We start from the raw sequence: 22,360 nt of genomic DNA on the forward strand, positions 1-22,360 counted from the left end.
TCCGCGCGGTGTGGCATTGGCTTGCAAGCATCATCGAGCCCAGCGGGCATTCAGAAACTCTGCGATGGCGCGCCTACGAACCGGAAATAGAGTCTCGATCACATATGAGAAAAGCAGATACCCTTCCAAAATCACCCTTACGTGCGGGGTTGCGCAAGAAAAGTCCCAATCCTCGTGATCGGACTTCACCCATCGTGTGAGCGGAACTGCTCGCACCAAGGCGATCCCGTGTGCGCAAAGTCGGGTGAAGAACTTCGTGGCGTATCCCTTGTGAGCCTGGACAAATCGTCCCGACGCTGCCTGGTTTACTGCGATCGCTTCGCAGATAGCCGGGTCGAACCTATTCAGCGCAGTAACGTAGTCAGCTCGAGTCGCCCGGTTCCCTGCAATAACTTACTCGGCAGCGCGATTGACGCCGTCGGGAATTGCAAATTCTTCATGTGTGGTCATATGGCAGAGGCCTCCTTGATCCTATTGCAAATAGTTGAGGCCGATGAACGTCTGCCGCTTGCACGAAACCGGCACCTGAACGCCCATCTTTATTTGTTGACGAGTGGCAGAAGCTGGCCGGTCTCCGCCTGCCGGCGATCGGCAGGGGTCGACCCACTGCGGTCCTTGGGACCGAAGCGAAGTAGGTGTCCGGTGTAGAACGTCTTTCGGTCGTTAAGTGAATCTAGCCCCGAGACGTCGTTCAACATCGGGGAGCATGTCACTCCCCGATCGAGGGCAGCGGAGCCGGAAGCTAATGCCAGACCTGGACCATCCAACCCAAAGCGCTTCACTGAAACGTGACGGACCTGACGGGACGGTGGTCTGGAAGCCGGGCGATATTTTCAAGAGCAATGATAGGCATTCCCCGACCTACCCGCTGATGTGATCCGCCCCGCCCACCTCCTTGATGAAGGCGAGCAGGAGCTCGCTGAGCCGAACAGGCTGCTCCTGTTGGATCCAGTGACCGGCGCCGTCGATCAGCTCGATGCCCCCCATTCTCGTCGTCGCCTTCGTCCTCATAAGATCGAGCGCGCCCGGCGCCGAATAGGTGCCCCAATCGCTCTTCCCGCCAATGAAGAGCGACGGGACATCGATCGTCTTGCCCGAAAACAGGCGCAACTCAGCGTTCAGGTCAGGATCGGAAAAGACGCGATAAGCCTGCAGGGCGCCTTGAAACCCCGTGCGGCCATACTCCTCCGTGTACACCCCAAGTTCCGGCTCGGTGAGCCATTTGCTGGCCAGGACCTCGGCGGAGGAAGGTTGGAATGGAGCGACGGTCTCGGGCATCGTCTTGCCGAGATCCATGACGTAATAGGTGGGCATTTGTGCAAGTTCTGCGGCGGTTAGCGCCTTCAACGGATGCGGCTTATTACCCGGCCAGTCGGCGCTCTTGACGTAGAAAAATGCACGAAGAAACGCGTGTAAGCCTTGAGGGGGGTGCCATATGTCATGGTTCGCCTCCCGTGTGCTCAGGTATTGCTGGTAATACTCTCTTGGCGGGTCGAGCGCCGCCAGCGCGGCCGCTAACTTTTGATTGCCAGTGTTCGGTTGAACTGACGATACCTCGCTTTCCGCAATGTTGAACGGAAGCGTCGGCGGACCGGGGAACGGTGCGCTCATCAGCACCACCGAGGGAAAGACGTCAGGTCGGGCTAGCGCACAATAGGCCGCCACGGGCGAGCCGAGGTCGTGCCCGACGAGCATTGCCGTACGCCGATACCCCAACGCCAAAACCAATCCAAGGGCGTCACGCGTCATATTCAAAAGGCTGAAGGGCGCTAGCTGGGCGTCATAGTCGTTCACCCAACCGGTGGTGCGGCCAAAACCCCGCTGGTCGGGCGCCACGACATGGTAGCCGGCGTCCGCCAGAATTGGGATGAGGTGTCGCCAGCCGTAAGCCAAATCGGGAAACCCGTGCAGAAGCAGCGCGAGTGGCCGGCCGAGGCTTTCGTAACCGGCCTCGAGAATATGGACATCGAGGCCGTTGACCCCACGGATCATGCGCGAGCGGACCCCCTTGGGAAGCGTTCCCTCGCCATATGTTGATGTGGTCAAATCAATTCCTCCTACGAGGTTTGCGCGGGCGGGTCGAATTAAAGCCGCAACGAGGCTGACCGCGCCCATCGCTAAGACGGCTCGTCGGGACGCCGATGGCTTGAAGCCAGGTGGATGACTCATGACGGAACGCCACGTCCGCGTGCAAGCGTTGTCTTCAGCTTCAGCGAAAACGCACGCGACGAATAATTCGCGCGGCGGCCGGGCAATCGAGGACGATCAGCCCCGACACGAAGACGCTCTGCATAGGGTGAGCGAGGAAACCCGCACGTTTCGTCTTCAGTTATTCCTGCCGCAATCTGGGCAGGCTGCGCATCACTGAATGAACTTTCTTGGCTTGCGATTCTGTCGGAGGGCATCGCCGGGCTCCTTGTATGGTGATCACCATAGTATGTCGATCACCATAGAATAATCAAGCGAAACGTGCTATGTTCTCGGCATGCCACGTAAGACTGACGCCCGCGCTCGCGCGATTGCCACGGCCGAACGACTGTTTCGCATCCAAGGCTACACTGCGACGGGATTGATCCAGATCCTTGAAGAAAGCGGTGCGCCTAAGGGATCGTTCTACTTTCACTTTCCACGCGGCAAGGCACAACTCGCAGAAGAAGCAATCGATAATTACGTTGCGAATCGAATTGCTGTATTACGGGACATCTCGGCGAATACGACGGGTGATGCTCTGAATTTTGTTCATCAGATTTTCAGGACATTCGCGGCCGAAATGGTCGCCTCTGATTTCCAGTATGGATGTCTAATGCAAAATCTGGCGAATGAGCTGCCCGCGCTCGATGCTGAGCTGACCAAACGGGTAGCGCGCGGATTTGTTGAGTCGACCGAGATTCTTGCGGAGCATTTTAGGGTGTGCGGTTTCGCTCCCGCGCGCGCGTCCTCTACCGCAGCCGCATTGGTAGCCGCCCTCGAAGGCGCGCGGACGATCGCCCGCCTGGAACGCACGCCGGCTATATTCGAGGCTCTGGCAGAGGTTAGTGTCCAACGGTGGGCTGCTCCCGAGGGGTGATCCGGTCCAATGTTCCCGGTCGGACGAAATTGGCACCGATCATCCTATGAAGAGCGTCGGTCTTTCGCGAATGTCCGTTCGCAGACGCCCAGCCGCCGGATGAATGTCTTGGCATTGTCCATTGCCGGACCGCCACAATTAGTTTGGCTTCGGCTTAAGCAGGAATATGTCACGCTAATTCTCTGCGTTCGCTTGGGTCGCGCTGAGGCAGTCGGGCAACTTGAACGCAAGGAGAATGGGCATGCAGACGAATTCGAAGAAGGCCGAACAGGTCGGCCTGCCGGCGACCTCACGGCTGAGCCGGTCGTACGGCAAGGCTGATTTTGTCGACGCATTTTCGGTGGACTTGCCAGCGACTGCTTGCAACGACGCAGAGTCTCTCGCTCGATACATCTTTGCAGGGCAACCCAAGTGGATCGCGATGCTGCTGGGAGTTCGCGACATTGCCGTATGGCCATTCGGCCTTAAAAGAACGATCGATCTGAAAGTCGCGAAGGACGACCGGCTAAGTATTTTCCGCGTGTTCGAACGGCATAAAGACGAGATCATTCTGGGCGAGGACGACACGCATCTTGATTTCCGCGTGTCGGTTCTCGTGCAGCCCGCATCTGAGGACCGGCCCCAGCGACTGATAGTCACTACGCTTGTCTTCTACAATCGTTTGCTGGGTCGGGCCTATCTTGGCCTTATCGCTCCTTTCCATCGCCTCGTCGTGCGAGCCTCACTCGACCGGGCACAGAAGCTCGGATGGCCCGGGCGGTAGCGGCGATTCCGATCAACGCGCCTTCCAGCGGGCCGTAGATGGCCAGACGCTCAAAGTCGCGGGTTCCTGAGAGCGGCCAGGACCAGGCGTAGCTATCCATTTCCACCTGATCAGTCACGCGCTCGCCCCCTTCACTAGCAGGCACTCATGGCTGCCTGACGGTTTTCCTTATCAACACCGTCTTCGGATTGGTAAAGAGTTGACGACCTTCAGCACCATGTTCCGTACCGAGGCCTGATTGTTTGTGTCCGCCAAACGGAATGTCAACGCCTTGGGTATGGATCTCGTTCACCCAGACCATTCCCGTTTCCAGACGGTTCGCTACCGCAACTGCGGCTTGGGTATCACGGCCCCAGACCGAGCCGCCGAGGCCAAACGGGCTGTTATTGGCGCGATCGATTACATCGTCTACATCGTCGTAGGCGATGATCGGTACTATCGGGCCGAACTGCTCCTCCTGTACGATTTTCGCGTTCTCCGGTGGGTTGTCGACAACCGTAACCGGAATAAAATAGCCGGGGCGGCTTTCGTCGACGTTCCCACCAAGAACAATCTTCTGGCCGTTAGCCTTGATGTCGTCGAGAGAATCTTTCACCTTTTCGTACTGCATTCTGTTCTGCACCGGTCCGATCGTGACCTCAGGATCGAGCCCGTTGCCAAGCTTTTGTTGCCGGGCATAGTCAACGAAGGTCGTCACGAAATCGGAATAGAGCGACCGGTGAACGTAGAGACGCTTGATACCGACACGCCACTGGCCTGAGTTACCGATAGCCCCCCAAAAGAGTTGTGGGATGATCGATCTGTAGTCTGCGTCGGGAAGCACAATCGCTGCGTCGTTACCACCCATTTCAAGCGTCACGCGTTTGACCGTTCCAGCGGCAGCGCGCAACACGTGCTTTCCCGTCTCTGTAGAACCTGTGAAACTGATCTTGGCGATGTCGGGATGATTGGTCAGCAGCGGGCCAAGTTCATTGCCGCCCGAAACAACCGACAGCACGCCTAGCGGCAGGACGGATTGCGCAATCTGCCCAAAGCGGAGTGCTGATAACGGAGTAAAGGGCGAAGGCTTGATCACCACGGTGTTGCCAGTAATCAGCGCAGGCGCCACCTTCCAAAGTGCAAGCAGCACCGGAAAATTCCACGGTGTGATGGCACCGATCACGCCGAGCGGCGTATGGTGCAGTTCGACAATATGTTCTTCGGTCTCCTCGACGATCTCGACCGGAATTCGACGGGCGGCAATCTGACGAATCCACGAGATAGACTGATCGACCTCCGGCTCCGCCATGGTCTTCAGCGGCTTCCCCTGTTCAAGGGTCAGCAGGCGTGACAGCTCGTCCCGATGTACTTCGAGTGCGTCGGCGTAGGCGTTGAGGTACTTCTGGCGCCCGTCGTAGCCAAGCGCAGACCAGGCTTTAAACGCATGCCTGGCCGCTGCGACGGCTTCTTCAAGCTGCTCGGCTGAGGCTGCCGGAGCCTTGGCGAATACTTCACCAGTAGCCGGGTTGATTACGTCAAAGCTATCTTGCGACTTCACAAGATTACCAGCGATGCTGAGGTAATACGGGCCGTTGAAAATGCCAACGGACTGAACTGCTTGTGGTAATGCAGACATGAATTGTTCTCCGAGGTATGGACGCTGAGGTGCCGCTGCCGCGAATCCCCGCAACAAACAGGCGCGGTCTTTCGGCGCTTGGTAGGACTACTGACTTTGAAAAAATCTAATGTTTTTTCAGTCAGCCGCTAGTACGGAAAACGCCGGCTGGGTGCTTACGCTGGGCCGCTCCTGCATTCTTTCGTACCACGCCAGCAGCGCGGTGCACTCGGCTGGCACTGGCAGCTTGACGATAGAAGCGAAGACCAGGCCGCCGATTACGGTGATGTCCGCCATCGAAAATTCGTTGCCGGCAACGTACGGCTGGTTTCGTAGAACAGCATCGAAGTAATGCATTCCGCGCAGGGCCTTGTCGCGCTGCCTGAATCCCCATTCGGGGTTCCGGTACAGCTCGACCTGCGGCCCCAGCCCCGGCGTCCCGTGATGGAAATACACGCTTATCGCGTCGAGCAGTTCCAGTTCGGCACGCTTGCTCATCATGTGGATCAAGCCTTTTTCGAGCGGCGCCCTGCCAGTCAGCGTCGGCACGCCATCGAGTCCATCAAGGTACTCCGTGATGGCCGTGCACTCGGCAATGCAGGTCCCGTCATCGAGTTCAAGCACCGGCAGCGTGCCCGAGTAGTTCTTGCTCGCCATGAATTCGGGCTTCTTGTGCTCGCCCGCATACAGATCGACCAGCACGAACCGCACTCGCGATTGCAGGTTCTTCTCCGCCAACGCAATGCGAACACGCGTCGGATACGGCCCTTGCGGGAAGTCATAAATCGTCATCGTCGACAACTGATTGTCATTGATGCTCGCTGCAGTAGCACTCATTTGGCTTTCCTTCCACAGTTGTGTTGTGACGAACGGCACCTTATCTACCTAACGTTCGTTAGGGTTACGATATGCGTTACAATCCGGGTTGTCAACACGGAGTAGTCGATGCGGAGAACCGTACAAGTGAGGAACGAATCGAACGCAGGCTCCAGGGAGCGGATCCTGGCGGCGGCCACGAAGATTGCTCAGGCCCACGGCTACAGTGGGTTGAATTTTCGTGATCTCGCGCAAGACGTCGGTATCAGACCCGCTAGCATCTATCACCACTTCACGAACAAGGCCGACCTCGGTGCAGCGGTGGCACGACGCTATTGGGAGGACTCGGCGGCGGTTCTTGAAGCCCTCCAGGCGGAATCCCCGGACCCGTTGCACTGCCTGCACCGCTATCCCGAAACGTTTCGCAAGGCGCTGGAAAACGCAAATCGCATCTGCTTGTGCAGCTTCATGGCTGCCGAAAGCGATGACCTTCCCGGTGAAGTGATGAAAGAAGTCCGAACCTTCGCTGAGGTGCACATTGCCTGGCTGAGCAAGGTTCTCTCAGCGGCGGAGGTTGTTGACTCAAAAGGGAGTGATGAACGGGCCCGCGCTATCTTCGCCGCCGTAGCTGGCGCACAGCTCATTGCGAGGAGCCGTTCGGACGTCTCCCTCTACGACAAATTGATCGACGGCTATCGTGCGGCCGGTCTACTTCCTGCCTAGCACGCTTATGAATTGCGTGATACACCCTCGCCCCGCATTGTTGCCGCAACTGGGGCGGCTCTTGCGTGAAGATACATCGGTGCTCGCGAACTGGTTTCGTTGGCTGAACCAGGGGTGGCGACGGTGAACGGATGAACCGCTTCCAAAAGCTGCAGGAGCGCCTGCGCGCCTTCCCAGTTATCGGCTTGCGTGGTCATATTCCCACTGATGAGCTGGAGTGCCGTATATCCTCCTATTAGGGACACTTGGCTCTGGACTTCGCAGATGCAAGATCATAGGCCCGGGGGGCTCAGACGCCAGCGGCGCTACTCGCAGCTCTCGCCAGCGACGGTTGACCGCCGCCAATGAGACGTTCGGTAGGTCGCGCTTTTGGAGTGGTTGGTGACTGCTTGTGGCCGAACCCTGACGCAGGGGCATGTAACGGCCCCAAACGGCCGTTGTCCACGCTCAGGCTGCCCAGCAATGATGCGCAACCAAACCGGGGAGCCTCTTTCGGTTCGACCAGGAGGGTTCAGAAAGTCAACGGATTAGTTATTCGAAAACCCGAGCCCATGCCGCCCGAAGGCGTCGCGCGCGGTCTTCAAAGAGATATGAGGCAGCCAGCGTCAAGAGACCTGAAATAACACCCGTCACGATGTGCTCGACATAGGGGATGCGGTAGTGACTCGCGTGCGAGTAGGCGTCGCCTAACGTTGTCAGGACGCCGACGACCAGCGCATTGCCGTATCGATGCACGTAGAGTTTCGCCGCAGGCGTGAAGGTCAAAAGTACGGCCAGGAGTCCGGTGAGCAGACCAGTATGGAATGCAATCGTCCAGTGGGCAAGGCTCATGACATTGCCCCAACTCCCCGGCATGCAGGTCATGCACGCGCTGGTCGGCTGCCAGAAACGCTGGATAAACAGCCAGGCGCGGCGCTTCCACTCGGTTGACATGATGTATTTCCCATCAATGCCGTTGTTACGGCCGACGCCACCTTTGGAGCGGTTTCCAGGCCTTTTGACCAGCCTGCCGTCCTCGTCATGGATGCTTTAAATCTGCGCGGCGTCGAGGCCGAGAAATAACGTGGACATCCGTGGAATATTACACCGTGATTGGACGCCGCCGTTTGGACCGGAACCGGAATTCGGCCCTTGCGTTTATCGGTGCAGCTCCATGGATGACGGGCATCGAACGATGCGCTTCCGCACGAAGTCAGTTTCCGGACTCGACCCACTTCGGCCCGTCAACCCGGCGAGACCTCAGCGGCGGCTTCCAAGGTACAACAGCCGTTCGTCGATTCGCAAAAGCAAGCGGGCGTTCGGCCGTTGCGGACATTCGCCAAGATTCGACGCGACCCATGGCTAACCTCCGCTCCCGGGACAGTCGATAGCTCGCTGTCTGCAATAAGCCCTGCGCTCCGACGCTATTCAAACGGCTGCTCGGCTGAGAGGTCGACGATTGGCTCGGTTTGTCGAATCGTCACACCTGCCGAAGTGCTACAAATGATTGGTTTGGGGAACCGCACCGAGCGGCCGTTCGTCACGGTTCCTGCCCGACATCCAAAAGGCCGCCCGCTACGAAGACGTTTTGTCCTTTCTGTAAACCGCTATCATCGAAGATCGTCCGAAAGGAGAACAACCAATGAGCCGACCAGATTTCATCAAACACTGGACTGAACTGGAAGAACCGGATGCACATTCCTATCGCGGCGATACCGAGCCAATGGCGCTAGACGCGCCGCTTTCCGCCGCACTCGGCATTACGCGTATTGGCATTCATCATGTGAGGCTTCTGCCCGGCCGGAGGACGTCATATCCGCATGCCGAAAGTACCGAGCAGGAGTTTGTGTACGTGCTCGAAGGCAAGCCCGACGTATGGATCGACGGCGTGCTTCATCCCATTGCTGAAGGCGATTCCGTCGCGTTTCCGGCAGGCACTGGAATATGCCATACCTTCATCAACAATACGAAGAACGAAGTCAGGCTGATGGTGATCGGTGAACGTCCGCGCGACGATAATCGTATTCGTTACCCCCTCAACGAGGCGTACGAACTTACCCGCGTGGACCGCTGGGTGGACTGGCCGGCTAGACCGCTCGGGGACCATAACGGGATGCCGGACTGAGGTTTACGCGAACGGCCGCTAAGGACAATGAAGCGACGAGTTCGACTGACGGGTGAAGGACCGCTGTCCGGGGCGGAGCCGACGTTTGAGTGTTCGCCTGAGAGAGCCGGCCAACGGCTGAAGATGGCCGCACTGCGTCCCACGACCGCGCCCTAGAGCGCCTCGGCGCGCTTTCCGCCGATATGCAGGGCGATCACGCCGACCCCCATCGCGACGAGGGCGCGCGAGAACCAGATCTTGAACGCGGTCGGAAGATCGAAAACGTCGAATGCTTGAATCAGGCTGTAAAGTCCGAGGCAGATCGACGCGATGCCGAGCGCGAGAAGGGAGACGACGAGCATCTCGGGCGCCGACCGACGGCGCACATTATTCACTTCTTCTGGAGCCTTTGCTGTCGCCGATGGTTCGTGACGCCGCTTACCGACCGGCGTCATGTACTTAGCTTCCGCAGCTGCGGGCCGCGACTGATAGGCGAACCGCTCGTGTCATCCGCAAGCTTGCCGACTTGAACAAACTGTGCCATGAGGCACAGCACAAAGCAGAGAATCATGACGCACCGGACCGTCGAGAAAAATGCACTCTTCCCTGGCACGACGATGTTCACGACGGCCACCCTGTTGTGGGCGACGACACCTTGTGCGACGGTGGATCGCGAACTCGGCCCCTGCAGTGCGGCGGGAATGCCCTGGATGAAACGAGTGATGGCAAGCGCGCCGACGAATGCGCAAGCCACATGTAAATAGATCAACCAGGGCGGCTTCGGATATTCCGAACTGTCGAGTACCAGGTTCAGGCATGCCACGATACCGGCACACGCTGAACTCAAGGCGAACGCCAGCGGCCATGATTTGAATCGCAGGGTCATGAGTTTCGGCTTCAATGAAAGGACGCTCGACTTTCATATCGGCAAACAGTGGAAATTCTTTAGTGATCCGCCCGCTGCACGCGGCGCTTCCGGCCGATGCACGACGAAAGCGTCTATCTGAATGCATTGAGGAAGCGGGGCTCGCCTCTCCTTAGAAGCCTCGCGCTTCCCCCTCGAAATGCTTGACGGACTGACTCAGGGCGTGAAGCGGACCTTCAGATTTGCCGAAAGCTGCCGTTCACGTAGCTGATATGCTGCTCCAACGCATAAGATCGGTCGGGGCGAGAATTCAACACTCTGAGTCGCTGCGGCGATTCGGAGATATCTTAGAGTGAGAATCCTCTTGAAAACAATCGTAAAGCGCTTCCTGTTAGCGCTGATCGCCCTGATGGCTTGCGTTAGCAGTGGAGCTGCGTTGGCAGAAACACCATCTGACCAGTCCTTTTCTCCTGATCCAAAAATCCAAAAAATTGCGGAAGCCTACTCGCTAGACGCTGTCGACTTCTCCATGAAACAGTTTGGAATAAAACTCGACTGGTCGGACGCGAGTATTGCAAATGTCGAAAAGGCCTTGGCGCAAATGAGTTCATCCTACGTCAGCACGAGTCCCAAGCCAACGGACGAACAAGTCATGTCATTTGCGAAAGCCTACGGAAGTTACGTCGGAGAGGTGTATCGCCGCAATCATGGTGGCGAATGGGGTATGGTCACCCTTGGCGGAAGCCGATTCCCGGGTCTGCGAACCACCTCACGTTCCAGCTTCTGGCCATGGGGACGAGTATTCAATCGGATCACAAAGGGGACGGAGGACAACATCACCGACTACTACGTGGCCCTATTGAAAAGGTAGCGGACGGCGCATCCAATCAACTTGGCCTCGACGGGCCGTCCTTGACGGCCCGTCGAGGCCGAACTCTGTCTTAGCCTTGAGGAATAGAAACGTGGTGTGACCACAGACTGCCGAACAACGCTGGCTCAACATAGCGAGCTTCAAACTGCGTATCCGCATTTATCTCGGCCAACGATGGTACCGGTAATGTTCCAAGCTGAGTTCCCATCACCGAGTTCTGATGGTCGGCATACCCGACGCGGCCGTCGCGAAAAATCTCAAGCTTGCGTAGTTCGTAACGCTCGCCGTCAAGCTGCGAGAGTAATCGGATCGGCTCCATTTCGAAGTCGTGTTTCCATACGACATCGATAAACACCGACTTAAATTCCTCCTCCATCGGTTCCTCCGAGTGTGATCGCCTGTTTGGTATCGTTCCGGGCCCGCTAATGGGTGAAAATCATCTAGCGGACCTCCTGCCGCCGCCCTGCCGGGCGACGGGGTTAAAGTGAGTTTGCCAAAACCGCTTTAACCGGAAGGAGGTCATCATGAACTATAGCGGCATTGACCTGCATTCGAACAACAGCGTGGTGAGCGTGATCGACGAAACGGACCGCGTGGTCGCCGAAAAGCGGCTGCCGAACGAGCTGGCTAAGATCCTGGCGTTCCTTGCCCCGTGGCGAGCCGAGCTGGCAGGCGTCGTGGTCGAATCCACGTACAACTGGTACTGGCTTGTCGACGGCCTGCAGGCTGCCGGCTTCGTGGTCCATCTGGCCAACACCACGGCAATCAAAAAGTACGATGGGCTCAAGCACAGTGGCGACGAGACCGACGCGCGCTACCTGGCCCATTTGCTTCGTCTGGGCATCCTTCCCACCGGCACCATATTGCCGGCTGAGCACCGCCAGGTGCGCGACCTGGCCCGCAAGCGCATGCAACTGGTGCGCAGCCGCACCAGCCACATTCTCGCCGTTGAGAACATTACGGCGCGTCAGTACGGCACGCGAATCACGAGCAATCAGGTCAAGAAACTGGACCAGGCCGCTGTCGACCAGCTGCATCTCCCAGACGACGTGGCGCTCGCGGTCCGCGCCAACGTCGCGGTCATCACGACGCTCTCCGCACAGATCGCCATCGTGGAAAAGCGTCTTCAGGAAAAGGTCGCGCCACACGCGGACTACGCCCTCCTGACCACGGTGCCCGGCATCGGCCAGACGCTTGCCACCGTGATCGTACTGGAAACCGGGACCATCGAACGTTTCGCCAGCGCTGGCAACTTCGCCTCCTACGCGCGGTGCGTGGACAGCCAGCGCATGAGCAACGGCAAGAAGAAGGGCGAAGGCAATACCAGGAACGGAAATCCATACCTGTCCTGGGCATTCATCGAGGCGGCCAACTTCGCGATGCACTTTAGCGCCGAAGCCAGGCAGTTCTACGAGCGCAAGAAAGCCAGGACGAATTCAGTGATCGCACGCAAGGCCTTGGCCCACAAGCTCGCCCGTGCGTGTTTCCACATGCTGAAGGAGCGAAAACCATTTGATGTGACCCGCTGCTTCGCATAAGCGTTACGACGGCGACCGGCAAGCCCTGATCGTTGACTGGCGAAAAGCCACCCAATTGAATGGGATGCCGTGCCGCCGTCCCCGATGTGCAGCAACGCGGATCGCCGGCAACGCGAGCCAGCCCTGGATTGGTGCCGGACGTCTGGCAACCACGACTATTGTGCGAACCCAATGGACGCGTTGCGGCACCAAAGTTCTTCTGGGGTGGCAGAGCCACCAGGGCGACAGGCAACCGATGTACGCCGATCGCTTGAGCCTGATGGGTGTCTGGCGCGATCCGTCGCAGCCATGAATCGAAGAAACGGGTGCGCTCGGCTACTGCATTCGGTCAGTGCAATCGAAATCGGCTGCTCAGGCAGTCGAGGGTGTTGTTTGCTCACTTGACACCGGGCCCGCTAATGGGTGTCAACGATTCATGCCACGACGTCGAACGTCCGAGACTGGCCGGTCATTGCCTGACGGCGATCGGCAGCACGCGACCCACAAGCGACAGACATCGCTCCCCGAACCGGCCATTCGCCAACACTGCTGCAGTTGGAATGGCTTGTGCGCCGGCGCCGTGGGACGGGTCAGACCGCGCTCCTAGTCGCTCGCCCACCAACTTGTACCGCCCCGTCCACATAACGGGCCAAGAGCGAACACGGCCGTCCGAGCGCGTCGCCCTGCAACAGCGTAATGCTCTGTTTAAGTACTAAGGCAAGTGCGCCGGCCGCCACCCCGGTTGCGGCATCTTCTAGATGCGACTCTAAATGATTGAAATTGCGCCCCGCATAAATATCGTCATGAAGGTGACAATATGCATATACGCCCGAAACGCCATGTTTGCGGCTCCAGTTAGAAATGGCCGTGAGATCGGGGCGCAACGCATCAAGCGCGGATTGCCCCGCCATCTGTACCAGCAGCTTTGTGCTCCCAACCGATGCGAGTCTAGGGATGCCGATCAGAGCCGTCGGTTCGACGCGAAGTAAACGGGCTGTTTCCGTGGCGTCAGTGCTCAATGCTGGACACGGTTGCGGCCTCACGCCGATGAAAATGCCTTGGTCAAACCGATCGACCTCCAGACTCTGCCGATGCATGCTTGTAACGAACTGAATCCGCCCGCTGTCTGGGTAGCGCTCAAAGAAAACCGCGCTCGCTGCAAGCGTCGCATGCAGGCAAAGGGGGCTGCGCGTGTGCGGATAGTAATAATCGAGCCGCACGCCAACAGCATCGGTTTCTACAAACACCGTAGCGTTTGCATCTTGCTGCTGGGCAAACTTCAGCCGTTCCGATTCAACCAAGTGTGAGTCCTCGACCACGATCGCAGCGTTGCCGCTCTCGTCATTACGGCCGAAGCAAAGAAAGCGATGGAGGTTCATTGTTGTTCGTGCGTACGACGTTGACTATACACAGAAGGAAATCTGAGCGACGGGCCCATTTAATCGAGGATTGTCATCAATTCGGATGCTTTTGTCGAATGTCACTTGTTGGCCGAACCCTGTCCCACGACGACGGGCTCAGCTCGACCCGCAACAGACTGAGGCGACTTGGAGACCGGCAATGGCGTGCGCGGCGAGGCGCTGTATGTCATTGCGGGCGAGCGTGTGTTGGGCGTGCGCGTAGTCAGTGGTACGTCGTCGTAGACGACTGCAGCTTCGTTAGCGCGCCGCGCTTGAATCGAAACCAGCCTTGCGAGCCTTGCATCACGACCTCATCGCCTTGCCAGAACACGCGCTTGACCGTCATGCGCGTGCCACAGCGCTGCACAAGTGGAGGACGGTGGCGAAAGTCGTACAGCACCGGGCCGGACTCGGTCTGCACGAGCGTGCGGTCAACAATGTCATTTTCGTTGCCCATGTCATCGAAATGCGTGAGCGTGCTCGCGCCAAACCGATCGAAAATTTCCTTGTCGAGCATAGCCGCAAAATCGTGGTCGACGCGCACGAATTGCAGTTTGCCCGAGGGCGTGACGAGCGGGCCGGACGCGTTGCTTTGCGCATGAACGCAAGTCGCGAAAGAGGCGGCTGCGAGCGCAGCGGAGAACAGTCGTCTCATGTTGCCTTTTAGGTTCAGCGGCGTCTCCGACGACGGAGCACGACTCGCAATCGTTCCTTGGGAACATTGTCGTCGATTTTGATCGACACGTCGAAGGTCTGCAACTGGCCGAACAGAGTTTGATGCGATCGGCATAGACCGACCCTCATCGGACATCGGAACATCTCCGAAGCGGCCGTTCGTGTCCGCTGCCTGAACACGGCGGAGCCATTGACCACGTGCGGAAAGGTCGGTGACTCCGGGCGTCAAGCTTCCACCATTAGGTCAATGGTTCAAATTTCAGAGACGCTCATAGGCGCCGTTGCCTGCACGCGCGAGGATTGCCTTCGCAGCACAGTTTCGTCGATCCACAGGGGTAACGGCTGAACTGCAGGCAGATGCGTCGGTGACAGGCCGCACGGGGAAAAAACGACTGGCTCACTATGGGCCTGCTGTCCGCTACGGGCAGCAGCTAACCTTAAGGAGCCGAAATGAAAGTCGTTTTTGACCGCTTGAAAAAAAACCATACGTCACCAACGCTTCCTGCCTTTGTGGCGTCGCGCGTCGAGCAATATTACCGGGAGCGGGTGACGGATACGTGGGGAGGCGGGCACATCATGCGCGGTCGCATCCCGGGACCGGATGCGCTGCATCTGTCGAGCAACGACTATCTCGCGATCGCGCGCCACCCCGCCATCATTCGCAGTATGGGCCGAACATTGCGTTCGGACGGCAACGGACTGTTGATGTCGGGCATCTTCCTGCACGGTGATTGCCCGCAGTTGAAGTTCGAAAACCGGCTGTCGACGTTCATGCGCGCAGAGGCAGGGGTGCTATGTCAGTCCGGCTATACGGCGAATATCGGGCTGATCCAGTCGATCGCTTCGGCACGAACGCCCGTCTACGTGGACATGATGGCGCACATGTCGTTGTGGGAGGGTATCCGCAGTGCGGGCGCGATCCCGATACCGTTCAGGCACAACGACGCCGCGCATCTCGAGCAGCAGATCGCGCGGTATGGGCAAGGGGTCGTGCTGGCCGACTCCGTCTACAGCACGAACGGTAGCGTATGCCCGCTTGTCACGTTCGCAGATGTGTGCGAAAGGAATGAGTGCGTGTTCGTGGTCGACGAGTCGCATTCGCTCGGCACGCACGGTCCGCGTGGAGCGGGACTTGTTGTCGAACTTGGACTTGAGTCTCGTGTCGCGTTCCGCACAGCAAGTCTTGCGAAGGCTTTTGTCGGCCGGGCCGGCTTCATCACCTGCCCAGCCGGTTTCCAGGAGTACTTCAAGTTCGAGTCGAATCCTGCGATCTTCAGTTCCACGCTGTTGCCTCATGAGATCAGTGGGCTGGACGCGACGCTGTCGGTGATCGAATGTGCCGGCCGACGGCGCACGAGACTTGCGTCGAATGCCGCCTGGCTGCGGGAGCGGTTGAGGGAGCTTGGGTATAACCTGAATGCCGGTGAGAGCCAGATCATCGCGCTCGAAGCGGGTACGGAACAGCGCACGATCGTGTTACGCGATGCATTGGAGTCACGGGGCGTTTTCGGTTCCGTGTTTTGTGCACCGGCGACGGCGCGCAATCGTGCGCTGATCCGGTTGTCGATCCACGCTGCGTTGACCGACGCCCAGATCGAAAGGATTGTGAGCGTCTGTCGTGACATTCGCAGCGAGGTTGAGCTTGACAGATGGCCCTCCACCCGGCGCCTCGGGGACCGGCCGTCGTCCCGCAGACACAGCCACGAGCAAAGTACGGCAGACAGTGCGTTAGCGGTCTGATAGCGGCATGACATGGAGTTCACATGAGTGAACTCCATGTCTTCTGTACGTCGCGGTCCAGCCACTCAAGGTAGCGGTCGTAACTCAGCACGTGGCTCAGATCAAGCCCGGGCGGGTTGGGAATCACGGCATAAACGTAAGTCTGTTGCCCTGTAAACTGTGTTGCCGGGTGCATATAGCTCTCCCACGCGATGCCGTTCGCAGGGAAGTACCCGCTGGTTTGCCAGAAGTACGGCAAACTCCCGCCGCTGTCCAGTGCATCGAAAAAGCCCACTGGTGCGCCTTGTACGCTGGCTATCTCCCGCAGACCCCGCAGCGTTTCGTTTGTGTGGACAATCAGCAGAAAGGACTTGCCGGTACTGTCGAGCATGAGTAGCCCGTTTGGCGAGTATGAAAGGTAATGTTCAACAATATCGAGCGAATCAAAGAGTTCTCTTACCCGCGCGACCAGCGCTTCGTCACGCAAAAACGTATATTCCGATGTCACCAGCGTGTCGAGGATGGACTGACACCTGTTATCGAAGTAGGCATGCTGCATGTCGCGCACCGCGCGATTTAAAGTACTGATGGCCGATGCGTCCTGCTTGCGAATGAAGCGATGAATGATGCCTTCGTTGAAGCTCTCCACCGCGATGTGCTCGTTTGCCTTTCCGGTCAGCATAATCTTGCGTACAGCAGGGTCAGTAATGCGGCGGCAGAATTCAAGACCATTCAGCCCTGGCATGTCGTAATCCACGACGACAACCGATGCTGCCTGAAACCGGTCGTTGTCGAACACCTGATTGCGGACGGTGTCGACGCTCATCGCGATGACCTGCTGAGCCTCGTCCTCATCGGTTCGGTCCCGGTACGGAGCGAAGATTTGTTCCTCAGGTGCACCGGGACGAGGGCGTTCATTCACGAACCGCAGGGCTTCCCTTGACGAGCTGAAGAGCCGGAAGGCAAGGCTCGGTTCGAGTTGCAGGCACAGATTCGACAGGAATGCCGGGCTGTCGTCGACGAACGTGACCGTTGTCGGAAAATAGAATGGTTTGATCGTATCCATCATCATGGCCTGGGAAAGGTCAACACAAACTCGGTATACATGGACTCGATAGACGTACAGTCGATGGAGCCGCCCATCACGCGCATGACGTCACGACAGAATGCGAGGCCGATGCCGGTGCCGACGGAGGCGTCATCTGCTTCGGCCGATGACGTATAGAAGCGCGTGAAGATGTGGGGAAGTACATGGGACGCGATGCCGACGCCGGTATCGCGAAAGAGGAGCTGGTTCGCGCGTGGTCCAGGCGCAAGCCGGATCGAGATCAGGGCGCTGTCGACATCTGCCATTCCGCGGAACGCATTTTTTAGCAGATTGAAGAGCACATGGACCACCAGCATGCCCGAGCCTTCGAACGTGAAGTCATTGATGAGATCCGTGAGCACCCGTTGCTGCTCTCCTTCGCGAAATGGATAGCGGTTGAGCGCGGTCTCCACACATTGCCTGATCGAGCAATGTGTGACCTGTTGGGAATGCCCGTCGGTGAACCGTGCGTTCGCGAGCAGCATGTCGATAATGGTATTGGAATGAACAGCCTCCTGCTCGATGCGGGAGAGTACGCCGTCCATGGAATGAAGGTGGGCGGCGCGGATCTTGGGAACACGTAGCCCGCTGTCTTGAGCGATGCGGTACGTTTCGAGTAGCAAGGGCAGGTAGCTTCCGAGGCCCGCGGCGCCGGCGCGGATTGCGAGTAGCGGGGTACGCAGTTCGTGGGCAATGCTACCGGCGGTTGCCAGCATTGCCCGTTCCTGCTCGACCCGGATACGTTCCGTGTCATAGTTGGCGATGACGCCGATCGCTATCGCAAACGAAAAAATCGCCAGATGGACAAGATACGACACATTCACGCTGACAGCGTCGGTTGTTGCCCAATAGGCGAGGTACGCGAGAGCAATGCCGATCAGGAAATTGAGCAGCAGCATGAGCCAGTCGAGCAGCAACACCATGACGAAAGCAGCAATCAGCGCGCTTTCGACCCAGACGGTTGAGCCATTGTTTTTCAACAGCATGAACGTGAAAAAGAACGGCAGTGAGTAAAAGATTGTCGCGTACCAGTAGTACGGCAGGAGCTTTTTCGCCCACGACGGCCAGCGGTCGGAAAATACAATGGGAATAAACAGCGCGGAGCCGACCAGCCGCAGCGGCAGGTTTTCGTAAGGCTGGGGAAAGAGATCGTTCCAGATATAGTAATAGAGCGGGAAGCCGACGATCGCAATGATCGAGAAGGGGCGCATCCGGCGGCTCACGTATTGCAGGTTTCGCAAGGCAGGCGCGAACACCTGGGCAAGGAATAGGCGGATCGGCACCAATGTGCGGGCGCCCCGCGGAGGTATTCTCGTTGCGTCCATTACTTCCAGAATAAAGGATTTACCGGGTTTCTCGGGCAAGGTTCCGGCGTTGAAACTGTTGATGCTTCACGCAGCATCATCTGGATTGTGTGGCGCGCGCATTGGTGCGCCCCAATTTACCAACCTGTCGAAGTTATTTGCCACGGCCCCGGCACAAATCTTGACCTAAGGTGACGCCGATGTCACGGCAAATAATTGCCTTCAACCGCTTTGCCAACTGTTATCCGCGTACATGGTCTTGTAACCAGGGGAAGAATGAGCTGGTATTTATGCGTATTGAATCAAGTGGCGGTTCGTTATCGAGGCTGGAACCACCCGATATTTTCACCGATATGTGACGCGGTTCATTCACCTCGGAACGGTTGATTTTGCAAATGGTCAAATTCGATTCGCGCCTGTTCAACCCGAATCCGTGAACAAGAGGGATAGACATGAAAGCAATCGAAAGCATGCGTTCGTCCATGCATATCGGCTCCCGGGCGGCCGTGTGCCTGCTGGCGACGGGGGTTGCCGCTTCAACCCGTTCCGCGACCGGTGCAGAGTCCATCCTTCTGCCTCAGGATGCGCCGCGCCGCGCACGGGGTAAACGTACAGCGTCGCCGCCAACGCCCGGGTGAACCTGCAATGACACGTCCGTTTTTCACGATCGGCCATTCCACGCATTCGCTGCGCGAGTTCATCGATTTGCTCGAAGCATCGGAGATCGAAACGCTGGTGGATGTGCGCAGCATTCCACGCTCGCGCACCAATCCGCAGTTCAATCAGGAGACATTGCCGGGCTCGCTCGCTCCCGCACACATCGACTACCTTCATCTGAGCGAACTGGGTGGCCGCCGCAGCCATCGCAAAGGCGATGCGCCGTCGCCGAACGGTTACTGGACGCATCGCGCATTTCGCAGCTACGCCGACTACGCGATGACGGCCGCATTTCAGGAAGGCCTCGCACGCCTGCTCGACGTCGGCCACCGCCGCCGTTGCGCGATCATGTGTTCGGAAGCGGTATGGTGGCGTTGCCACCGGCGTATCATCGCCGACTATTTGCTGCTGCGCGGCGAGACCGTGCTGCACATCATGGATATGCATCACACCAACGCCGCGACCATAACGCCGGGCGCGCAAGCGCAACCCGGCGGCACGTTGATTTATCCACAGGAAACCGAGTCCTGATCCGCTGCGTCATTGCATGACCATCAAGAAACCTGCTTCACTGAACACGCTGCCGCGCGAGATCCGCGCGTGTACGCGCAACGCTTCGGTCTCGGCGATGGGTTCGGCCCGACGTCAACCGATACGCTGCTGCGTTCGCGCGACTATGGCCCCAGCGTCATGCCGCTGCCGCATCCATCGCCGCGCAATATCGCGTGGTTCAAGCGCAATCCGTGGTTCGAGGCGGAGATGCTGCCGACTTTGCGTGAACGGGTATCCGCGGCGCTGAACGGCGCCGGCCTGACGCACCGCGTGCCGGCGAAATAATCTGAAATACGTATTTAAGCGTTTGGCGGAATAAAACGGCACACTGGGGCGTTTGCCTTATGCCGGCGGCGCAGTCAAACATGCTCCGGCGTGGCCGTATTTCAAACAGCTTTCGCAGAGGCGCTTTCTTGCGGACGGAACCATTGATGAACACCCAAGCCGACACCCTGACCGATTCGTCCGGCACGCCGCTGTCGTCGCGTTACACCCGCACGGCGATGCTGCTGCACTGGCTGATCGCGCTGCTGATGATCGGCAACGTCGTGCTTGGCCTGAGCGCGGATTCATTACCCGACGACTGGGTGCGTCCGGTGGTCGATACCCACAAGTCGATCGGCATCACGGTGCTTGGCCTCGCACTCATGCGCATCTTGTGGCGCATCTCGCATAAGCCGCCGCCGCTGCCGCGCGAGTTTCCGTCGTGGGAAAAAATGGCCGCGCACGTCGCACATTTCCTGCTGTATCTGCTGATGATCGCGTTGCCGCTGTCCGGCTGGCTGCACGATTCGGCCTGGAAAGACGCAGCGACGCATCCCATGCGGCTGTTCAACCTGTTTCCGTGGCCGCGGATCGGCTACGTGACGAGTCTCGATCCGGCGCTCAAGGAAGCCCTGCACGACCGCTTCGGCGCGCTGCATACGTGGCTCGGCTACGCGCTGTATGCGTTGCTGGCGATGCATATCGGCGGCGCGTTGAAACACCAATGGATCGATCGCAAGCCGGTTCTCAAGCGCATGGTGCCGTAAGCGCCGCGGCCTATTTGCCCAGTCCTTTAACCACACTCTCGACGGACTCAGCCGTTATTTTGAAGAAAACTCTGGAACAGGCGCTCGCCCTCGCATCGCCACGCATTCTGCCGCGTCCCGCCACGCTGTCCAGCTCGCTGATTCATGTCAGCGTCGTCGTGTTGTGGCTGCTGTTGTTCGCGCGTGCGTTCTTTCTGCAAGGCGTGGTGGCATGGTCGACCGGCATTGCGTACGTGGTGTACGACACCTTGCTGCTCGCGTTCGTCACGCTGAAAACGCTGCCGCTGATGCGCCCCACCCCGCCGCTCGAACCCGACTACGACCAGCGCGATTTGCCGGGCATGGGCGTGATCGTCGCGTCGCATAACGAGGCCGCAGTGTTGCCGGTGACGCTCGCCGCGCTGTTGCGGCAGACGTATGGTCCGGCGCAAATCGTAATCGCCGACGACGGTTCCACCGACAACACCCGCGCGCTGCTCACCGAACGCTTCGGGCTGACTGCCGCAGCCGAAGGCGTGCTGAGCGCGCCGAGTTCGCTTTACCCGAATCTCTACTGGCTGCGCGTGCCGCACGCCGGCAAGGCGCGCGCACTGAACGCCGCGATCACGGTCATGACGACCGACACGGTGATGACCGTCGACGCCGACACGCTGCTCGACGACGACGCCACCTATGCGATGCGTGCCGCCTTCGCGAGCGAACCGAAGCTGGTCGCGGCGGCGGGCATTCTGACGCCGGTCTGCGGCAAGTCGGTTTCAGGCCGCGTATTCCAGTGGTTCCAGTCCTACGAGTACATGCGCAACTTCATCGCCCGTTTTGCGTGGATGCGCGCCGACAGTCTTCTGCTGATTTCCGGCGCGTTCGCGTCGTTCAGGCGTGCTGCGCTGATCGACGTGGGCGGCTTCGATCCGCAGTGTCTGGTGGAAGACTACGAACTGATTCATCGGCTGCGCCGCTATTCGGTCGATCACGGACTGAACTGGGACGTGCGCGTGGTCGGCGACGCACACGCGCATACCGATGCGCCCGGCAATCTCCGCAGTTTTCTGCGGCAGCGCCGCCGCTGGTTCGCGGGCTTCCTGCAGACGCAGTACTGGAATCGCGACATGACCGGCAATCCGCGCTACGGCACGCTCGGCATGCTGATGCTGCCGGTCAAGGCGATCGACACGATGCAGCCGATCTACGGCTTGACCGCCTTTGCGCTGCTGCTCGCGTTTGGATTCGGCGGGCATGGCGCGATCGTCGTATCGATTTTCAGCGTGATCGGTCTGAAAACCGCGATCGATCTCGCGTTTTATCTATGGTGCATCCATCTGTACCGCCGCTGGACCGGCGAGCGCACCGGCTCGAGTTTGTGGATGACTGTCCTCGCGGCAATCGCCGAGCCGTTCACGTTCCAGCTGGTCCGCCATGTCGGCGCACTGCTCGGTTGGCTGCATTTCCTGCGCGGCGGACGTTCGTGGGGCGTGCAACGCCGCTCCGGCCTGGTGGCGCGCGACGAAAGTTAGCGGCAGATAGCGTGCGTCGATTCACGTGCAGCGGCAGTGTCGAGCAATGGCGGCAATGGGCGGCGGCGAACGGCGCCTAAGGGCAGTCAGCAGGCCCAACCCGCTGCCGGTTCGAGTAGACTGTG

Annotated in this window: 21 protein-coding genes and 1 pseudogene; 11 read left to right on the forward strand and 11 right to left on the reverse strand. The window is 58.8% G+C overall.

Annotated elements, in window-relative coordinates; genetic code table 11:
- Positions 1 to 861: 861 nt before the first annotated feature.
- The gene (locus tag AC07WT_RS21440) at positions 862 to 1,992 is read right to left on the reverse strand and encodes an alpha/beta fold hydrolase (protein WP_494950999.1); all 1,131 of its coding nucleotides are present in this window, start codon (positions 1,990 to 1,992) and stop codon (positions 862 to 864) included.
- 493 nt (positions 1,993 to 2,485) lie between these two features.
- On the opposite strand from AC07WT_RS21440, the gene AC07WT_RS21445 reads away from it, so the two are divergent.
- Both AC07WT_RS21445 and AC07WT_RS21450 read left to right on the forward strand, forming a co-directional pair.
- Positions 2,486 to 3,067, forward strand: a complete 582-nt coding sequence (locus AC07WT_RS21445) for a TetR/AcrR family transcriptional regulator (protein ID WP_494948498.1) — start codon at positions 2,486 to 2,488, stop codon at positions 3,065 to 3,067.
- A 241-nt stretch (positions 3,068 to 3,308) separates the two neighbouring features.
- Entirely contained in the window at positions 3,309 to 3,830 is a 522-nt protein-coding gene (locus tag AC07WT_RS21450) for a DUF2867 domain-containing protein (RefSeq protein ID WP_492590563.1), read from the forward strand.
- Between the two features lie 145 nt (positions 3,831 to 3,975).
- Here AC07WT_RS21450 and AC07WT_RS21455 read toward each other — a convergent pair whose 3' ends face one another.
- Entirely contained in the window at positions 3,976 to 5,445 is a 1,470-nt protein-coding gene (locus AC07WT_RS21455; protein WP_494948499.1) for an aldehyde dehydrogenase family protein, read from the reverse strand.
- A 117-nt stretch (positions 5,446 to 5,562) separates the two neighbouring features.
- Entirely contained in the window at positions 5,563 to 6,261 is a 699-nt protein-coding gene (locus AC07WT_RS21460; protein WP_494948500.1) for a glutathione S-transferase, read from the reverse strand.
- 108 nt (positions 6,262 to 6,369) lie between these two features.
- Here AC07WT_RS21460 and AC07WT_RS21465 point away from each other — a divergent pair, with 108 nt between their 5' ends.
- Positions 6,370 to 6,963: a TetR/AcrR family transcriptional regulator gene (locus tag AC07WT_RS21465; RefSeq protein WP_494948501.1), complete on the forward strand. Its 594-nt coding sequence runs from the start codon at positions 6,370 to 6,372 to the stop codon at positions 6,961 to 6,963.
- Between the two features lie 531 nt (positions 6,964 to 7,494).
- On the opposite strand, the gene AC07WT_RS21470 is transcribed toward AC07WT_RS21465, so the two are convergent.
- Positions 7,495 to 7,896, reverse strand: coding sequence for a hypothetical protein (locus AC07WT_RS21470; protein ID WP_492596538.1), 402 nt, complete (start codon positions 7,894 to 7,896; stop codon positions 7,495 to 7,497).
- Positions 7,897 to 8,584: 688 nt separating this feature from the next.
- Between AC07WT_RS21470 and AC07WT_RS21475 the strand changes: the two genes are divergently transcribed.
- Complete coding sequence (locus AC07WT_RS21475; protein ID WP_494948502.1) at positions 8,585 to 9,067, forward strand: cupin domain-containing protein; 483 nt, start codon at positions 8,585 to 8,587, stop codon at positions 9,065 to 9,067.
- A 152-nt stretch (positions 9,068 to 9,219) separates the two neighbouring features.
- On the opposite strand, the gene AC07WT_RS21480 is transcribed toward AC07WT_RS21475, so the two are convergent.
- Together AC07WT_RS21480 and AC07WT_RS21485 are read right to left on the reverse strand one after the other, a co-directional pair.
- Positions 9,220 to 9,501 carry a hypothetical protein gene (locus AC07WT_RS21480; protein WP_492596147.1) on the reverse strand — a complete coding sequence of 94 codons (282 nt, stop codon included), beginning with the start codon at positions 9,499 to 9,501 and terminating at the stop codon, positions 9,220 to 9,222.
- Positions 9,498 to 9,932, reverse strand: coding sequence for a hypothetical protein (locus tag AC07WT_RS21485; RefSeq protein WP_492596146.1), 435 nt, complete (start codon positions 9,930 to 9,932; stop codon positions 9,498 to 9,500). The genes AC07WT_RS21480 and AC07WT_RS21485 overlap by 4 nt, the downstream gene beginning before the upstream one ends.
- Before the next feature lie 343 nt (positions 9,933 to 10,275).
- Here AC07WT_RS21485 and AC07WT_RS21490 point away from each other — a divergent pair, with 343 nt between their 5' ends.
- On the forward strand, positions 10,276 to 10,782 hold the full coding sequence (locus AC07WT_RS21490) for a hypothetical protein (RefSeq protein ID WP_494948503.1): 507 nt from the start codon (positions 10,276 to 10,278) through the stop codon (positions 10,780 to 10,782).
- Between the two features lie 70 nt (positions 10,783 to 10,852).
- Here AC07WT_RS21490 and AC07WT_RS21495 read toward each other — a convergent pair whose 3' ends face one another.
- Positions 10,853 to 11,158: a DUF6881 domain-containing protein gene (locus AC07WT_RS21495; protein ID WP_494948504.1), complete on the reverse strand. Its 306-nt coding sequence runs from the start codon at positions 11,156 to 11,158 to the stop codon at positions 10,853 to 10,855.
- Positions 11,159 to 11,306: 148 nt separating this feature from the next.
- Here AC07WT_RS21495 and AC07WT_RS21500 point away from each other — a divergent pair, with 148 nt between their 5' ends.
- Positions 11,307 to 12,320, forward strand: coding sequence for an IS110 family RNA-guided transposase (locus AC07WT_RS21500; RefSeq protein ID WP_494948505.1), 1,014 nt, complete (start codon positions 11,307 to 11,309; stop codon positions 12,318 to 12,320).
- Between the two features lie 569 nt (positions 12,321 to 12,889).
- Here the strand turns inward: AC07WT_RS21500 and AC07WT_RS21505 are convergent.
- Both AC07WT_RS21505 and AC07WT_RS21510 read right to left on the reverse strand, forming a co-directional pair.
- Positions 12,890 to 13,678, reverse strand: a complete 789-nt coding sequence (locus AC07WT_RS21505) for a PhzF family phenazine biosynthesis protein (protein ID WP_494948506.1) — start codon at positions 13,676 to 13,678, stop codon at positions 12,890 to 12,892.
- A 244-nt stretch (positions 13,679 to 13,922) separates the two neighbouring features.
- Complete coding sequence (locus AC07WT_RS21510) at positions 13,923 to 14,354, reverse strand: hypothetical protein (RefSeq protein ID WP_494951000.1); 432 nt, start codon at positions 14,352 to 14,354, stop codon at positions 13,923 to 13,925.
- A gap of 470 nt (positions 14,355 to 14,824) precedes the next feature.
- Between AC07WT_RS21510 and cqsA the strand changes: the two genes are divergently transcribed.
- A complete protein-coding gene (gene cqsA, locus AC07WT_RS21515) occupies positions 14,825 to 16,114 on the forward strand; it encodes an alpha-hydroxyketone-type quorum-sensing autoinducer synthase (protein ID WP_494948507.1) in 1,290 nt (429 codons plus the stop codon).
- A 19-nt stretch (positions 16,115 to 16,133) separates the two neighbouring features.
- Here the strand turns inward: cqsA and AC07WT_RS21520 are convergent, their stop codons facing one another.
- Together AC07WT_RS21520 and AC07WT_RS21525 are read right to left on the reverse strand one after the other, a co-directional pair.
- Entirely contained in the window at positions 16,134 to 17,159 is a 1,026-nt protein-coding gene (locus AC07WT_RS21520) for a response regulator (protein ID WP_494948508.1), read from the reverse strand.
- Between the two features lie 2 nt (positions 17,160 to 17,161).
- Positions 17,162 to 18,544: a sensor histidine kinase gene (locus AC07WT_RS21525; protein ID WP_494948509.1), complete on the reverse strand. Its 1,383-nt coding sequence runs from the start codon at positions 18,542 to 18,544 to the stop codon at positions 17,162 to 17,164.
- 585 nt (positions 18,545 to 19,129) lie between these two features.
- Here AC07WT_RS21525 and AC07WT_RS21530 point away from each other — a divergent pair.
- The 4 genes and pseudogenes from AC07WT_RS21530 to AC07WT_RS21545 all read left to right on the forward strand — a co-directional run bounded on the left by AC07WT_RS21530 (position 19,130) and on the right by AC07WT_RS21545 (position 22,235).
- Positions 19,130 to 19,672, forward strand: a complete 543-nt coding sequence (locus tag AC07WT_RS21530) for a DUF488 domain-containing protein (protein ID WP_494948510.1) — start codon at positions 19,130 to 19,132, stop codon at positions 19,670 to 19,672.
- 72 nt (positions 19,673 to 19,744) lie between these two features.
- Positions 19,745 to 19,978, forward strand: a pseudogene (locus tag AC07WT_RS21535) (uracil-DNA glycosylase family protein); the annotation flags it as partial.
- A 146-nt stretch (positions 19,979 to 20,124) separates the two neighbouring features.
- Positions 20,125 to 20,724 (forward strand): cytochrome b, encoded by a 600-nt coding sequence (locus tag AC07WT_RS21540; RefSeq protein WP_494948511.1) that lies wholly within the window; start codon positions 20,125 to 20,127, stop codon positions 20,722 to 20,724.
- 59 nt (positions 20,725 to 20,783) lie between these two features.
- Positions 20,784 to 22,235: a glycosyltransferase family 2 protein gene (locus AC07WT_RS21545; RefSeq protein WP_494948512.1), complete on the forward strand. Its 1,452-nt coding sequence runs from the start codon at positions 20,784 to 20,786 to the stop codon at positions 22,233 to 22,235.
- The last annotated feature ends 125 nt before the right edge of the window (positions 22,236 to 22,360 follow it).

The organism is Paraburkholderia sp. GW821-FHT02A12 (assembly GCF_059422005.1).

Bases quoted from the DNA above. Each gene is read 5' to 3' on its own strand.
- AC07WT_RS21500 (WP_494948505.1), top strand. From the start codon at position 11,307: ATGAACTATAGCGGCATTGACCTGCATTCGAACAACAGCGTGGTGAGC.
- AC07WT_RS21470 (WP_492596538.1), bottom strand. From the start codon at position 7,896: ATGTCAACCGAGTGGAAGCGCCGCGCCTGGCTGTTTATCCAGCGTTTC.
- AC07WT_RS21480 (WP_492596147.1), bottom strand. From the start codon at position 9,501: ATGACGCCGGTCGGTAAGCGGCGTCACGAACCATCGGCGACAGCAAAG.
- AC07WT_RS21495 (WP_494948504.1), bottom strand. From the start codon at position 11,158: ATGGAGGAGGAATTTAAGTCGGTGTTTATCGATGTCGTATGGAAACAC.
- AC07WT_RS21445 (WP_494948498.1), top strand. From the start codon at position 2,486: ATGCCACGTAAGACTGACGCCCGCGCTCGCGCGATTGCCACGGCCGAA.
- AC07WT_RS21450 (WP_492590563.1), top strand. From the start codon at position 3,309: ATGCAGACGAATTCGAAGAAGGCCGAACAGGTCGGCCTGCCGGCGACC.
- AC07WT_RS21460 (WP_494948500.1), bottom strand. From the start codon at position 6,261: ATGAGTGCTACTGCAGCGAGCATCAATGACAATCAGTTGTCGACGATG.
- AC07WT_RS21475 (WP_494948502.1), top strand. From the start codon at position 8,585: ATGAGCCGACCAGATTTCATCAAACACTGGACTGAACTGGAAGAACCG.
- AC07WT_RS21440 (WP_494950999.1), bottom strand. From the start codon at position 1,992: ATGATCCGTGGGGTCAACGGCCTCGATGTCCATATTCTCGAGGCCGGT.
- AC07WT_RS21505 (WP_494948506.1), bottom strand. From the start codon at position 13,678: ATGAACCTCCATCGCTTTCTTTGCTTCGGCCGTAATGACGAGAGCGGC.
- AC07WT_RS21455 (WP_494948499.1), bottom strand. From the start codon at position 5,445: ATGTCTGCATTACCACAAGCAGTTCAGTCCGTTGGCATTTTCAACGGC.
- cqsA (WP_494948507.1), top strand. From the start codon at position 14,825: ATGAAAGTCGTTTTTGACCGCTTGAAAAAAAACCATACGTCACCAACG.
- AC07WT_RS21465 (WP_494948501.1), top strand. From the start codon at position 6,370: ATGCGGAGAACCGTACAAGTGAGGAACGAATCGAACGCAGGCTCCAGG.
- AC07WT_RS21485 (WP_492596146.1), bottom strand. From the start codon at position 9,932: ATGACCCTGCGATTCAAATCATGGCCGCTGGCGTTCGCCTTGAGTTCA.
- AC07WT_RS21540 (WP_494948511.1), top strand. From the start codon at position 20,125: ATGAACACCCAAGCCGACACCCTGACCGATTCGTCCGGCACGCCGCTG.
- AC07WT_RS21510 (WP_494951000.1), bottom strand. From the start codon at position 14,354: ATGAGACGACTGTTCTCCGCTGCGCTCGCAGCCGCCTCTTTCGCGACT.
- AC07WT_RS21530 (WP_494948510.1), top strand. From the start codon at position 19,130: ATGACACGTCCGTTTTTCACGATCGGCCATTCCACGCATTCGCTGCGC.
- AC07WT_RS21520 (WP_494948508.1), bottom strand. From the start codon at position 17,159: ATGGATACGATCAAACCATTCTATTTTCCGACAACGGTCACGTTCGTC.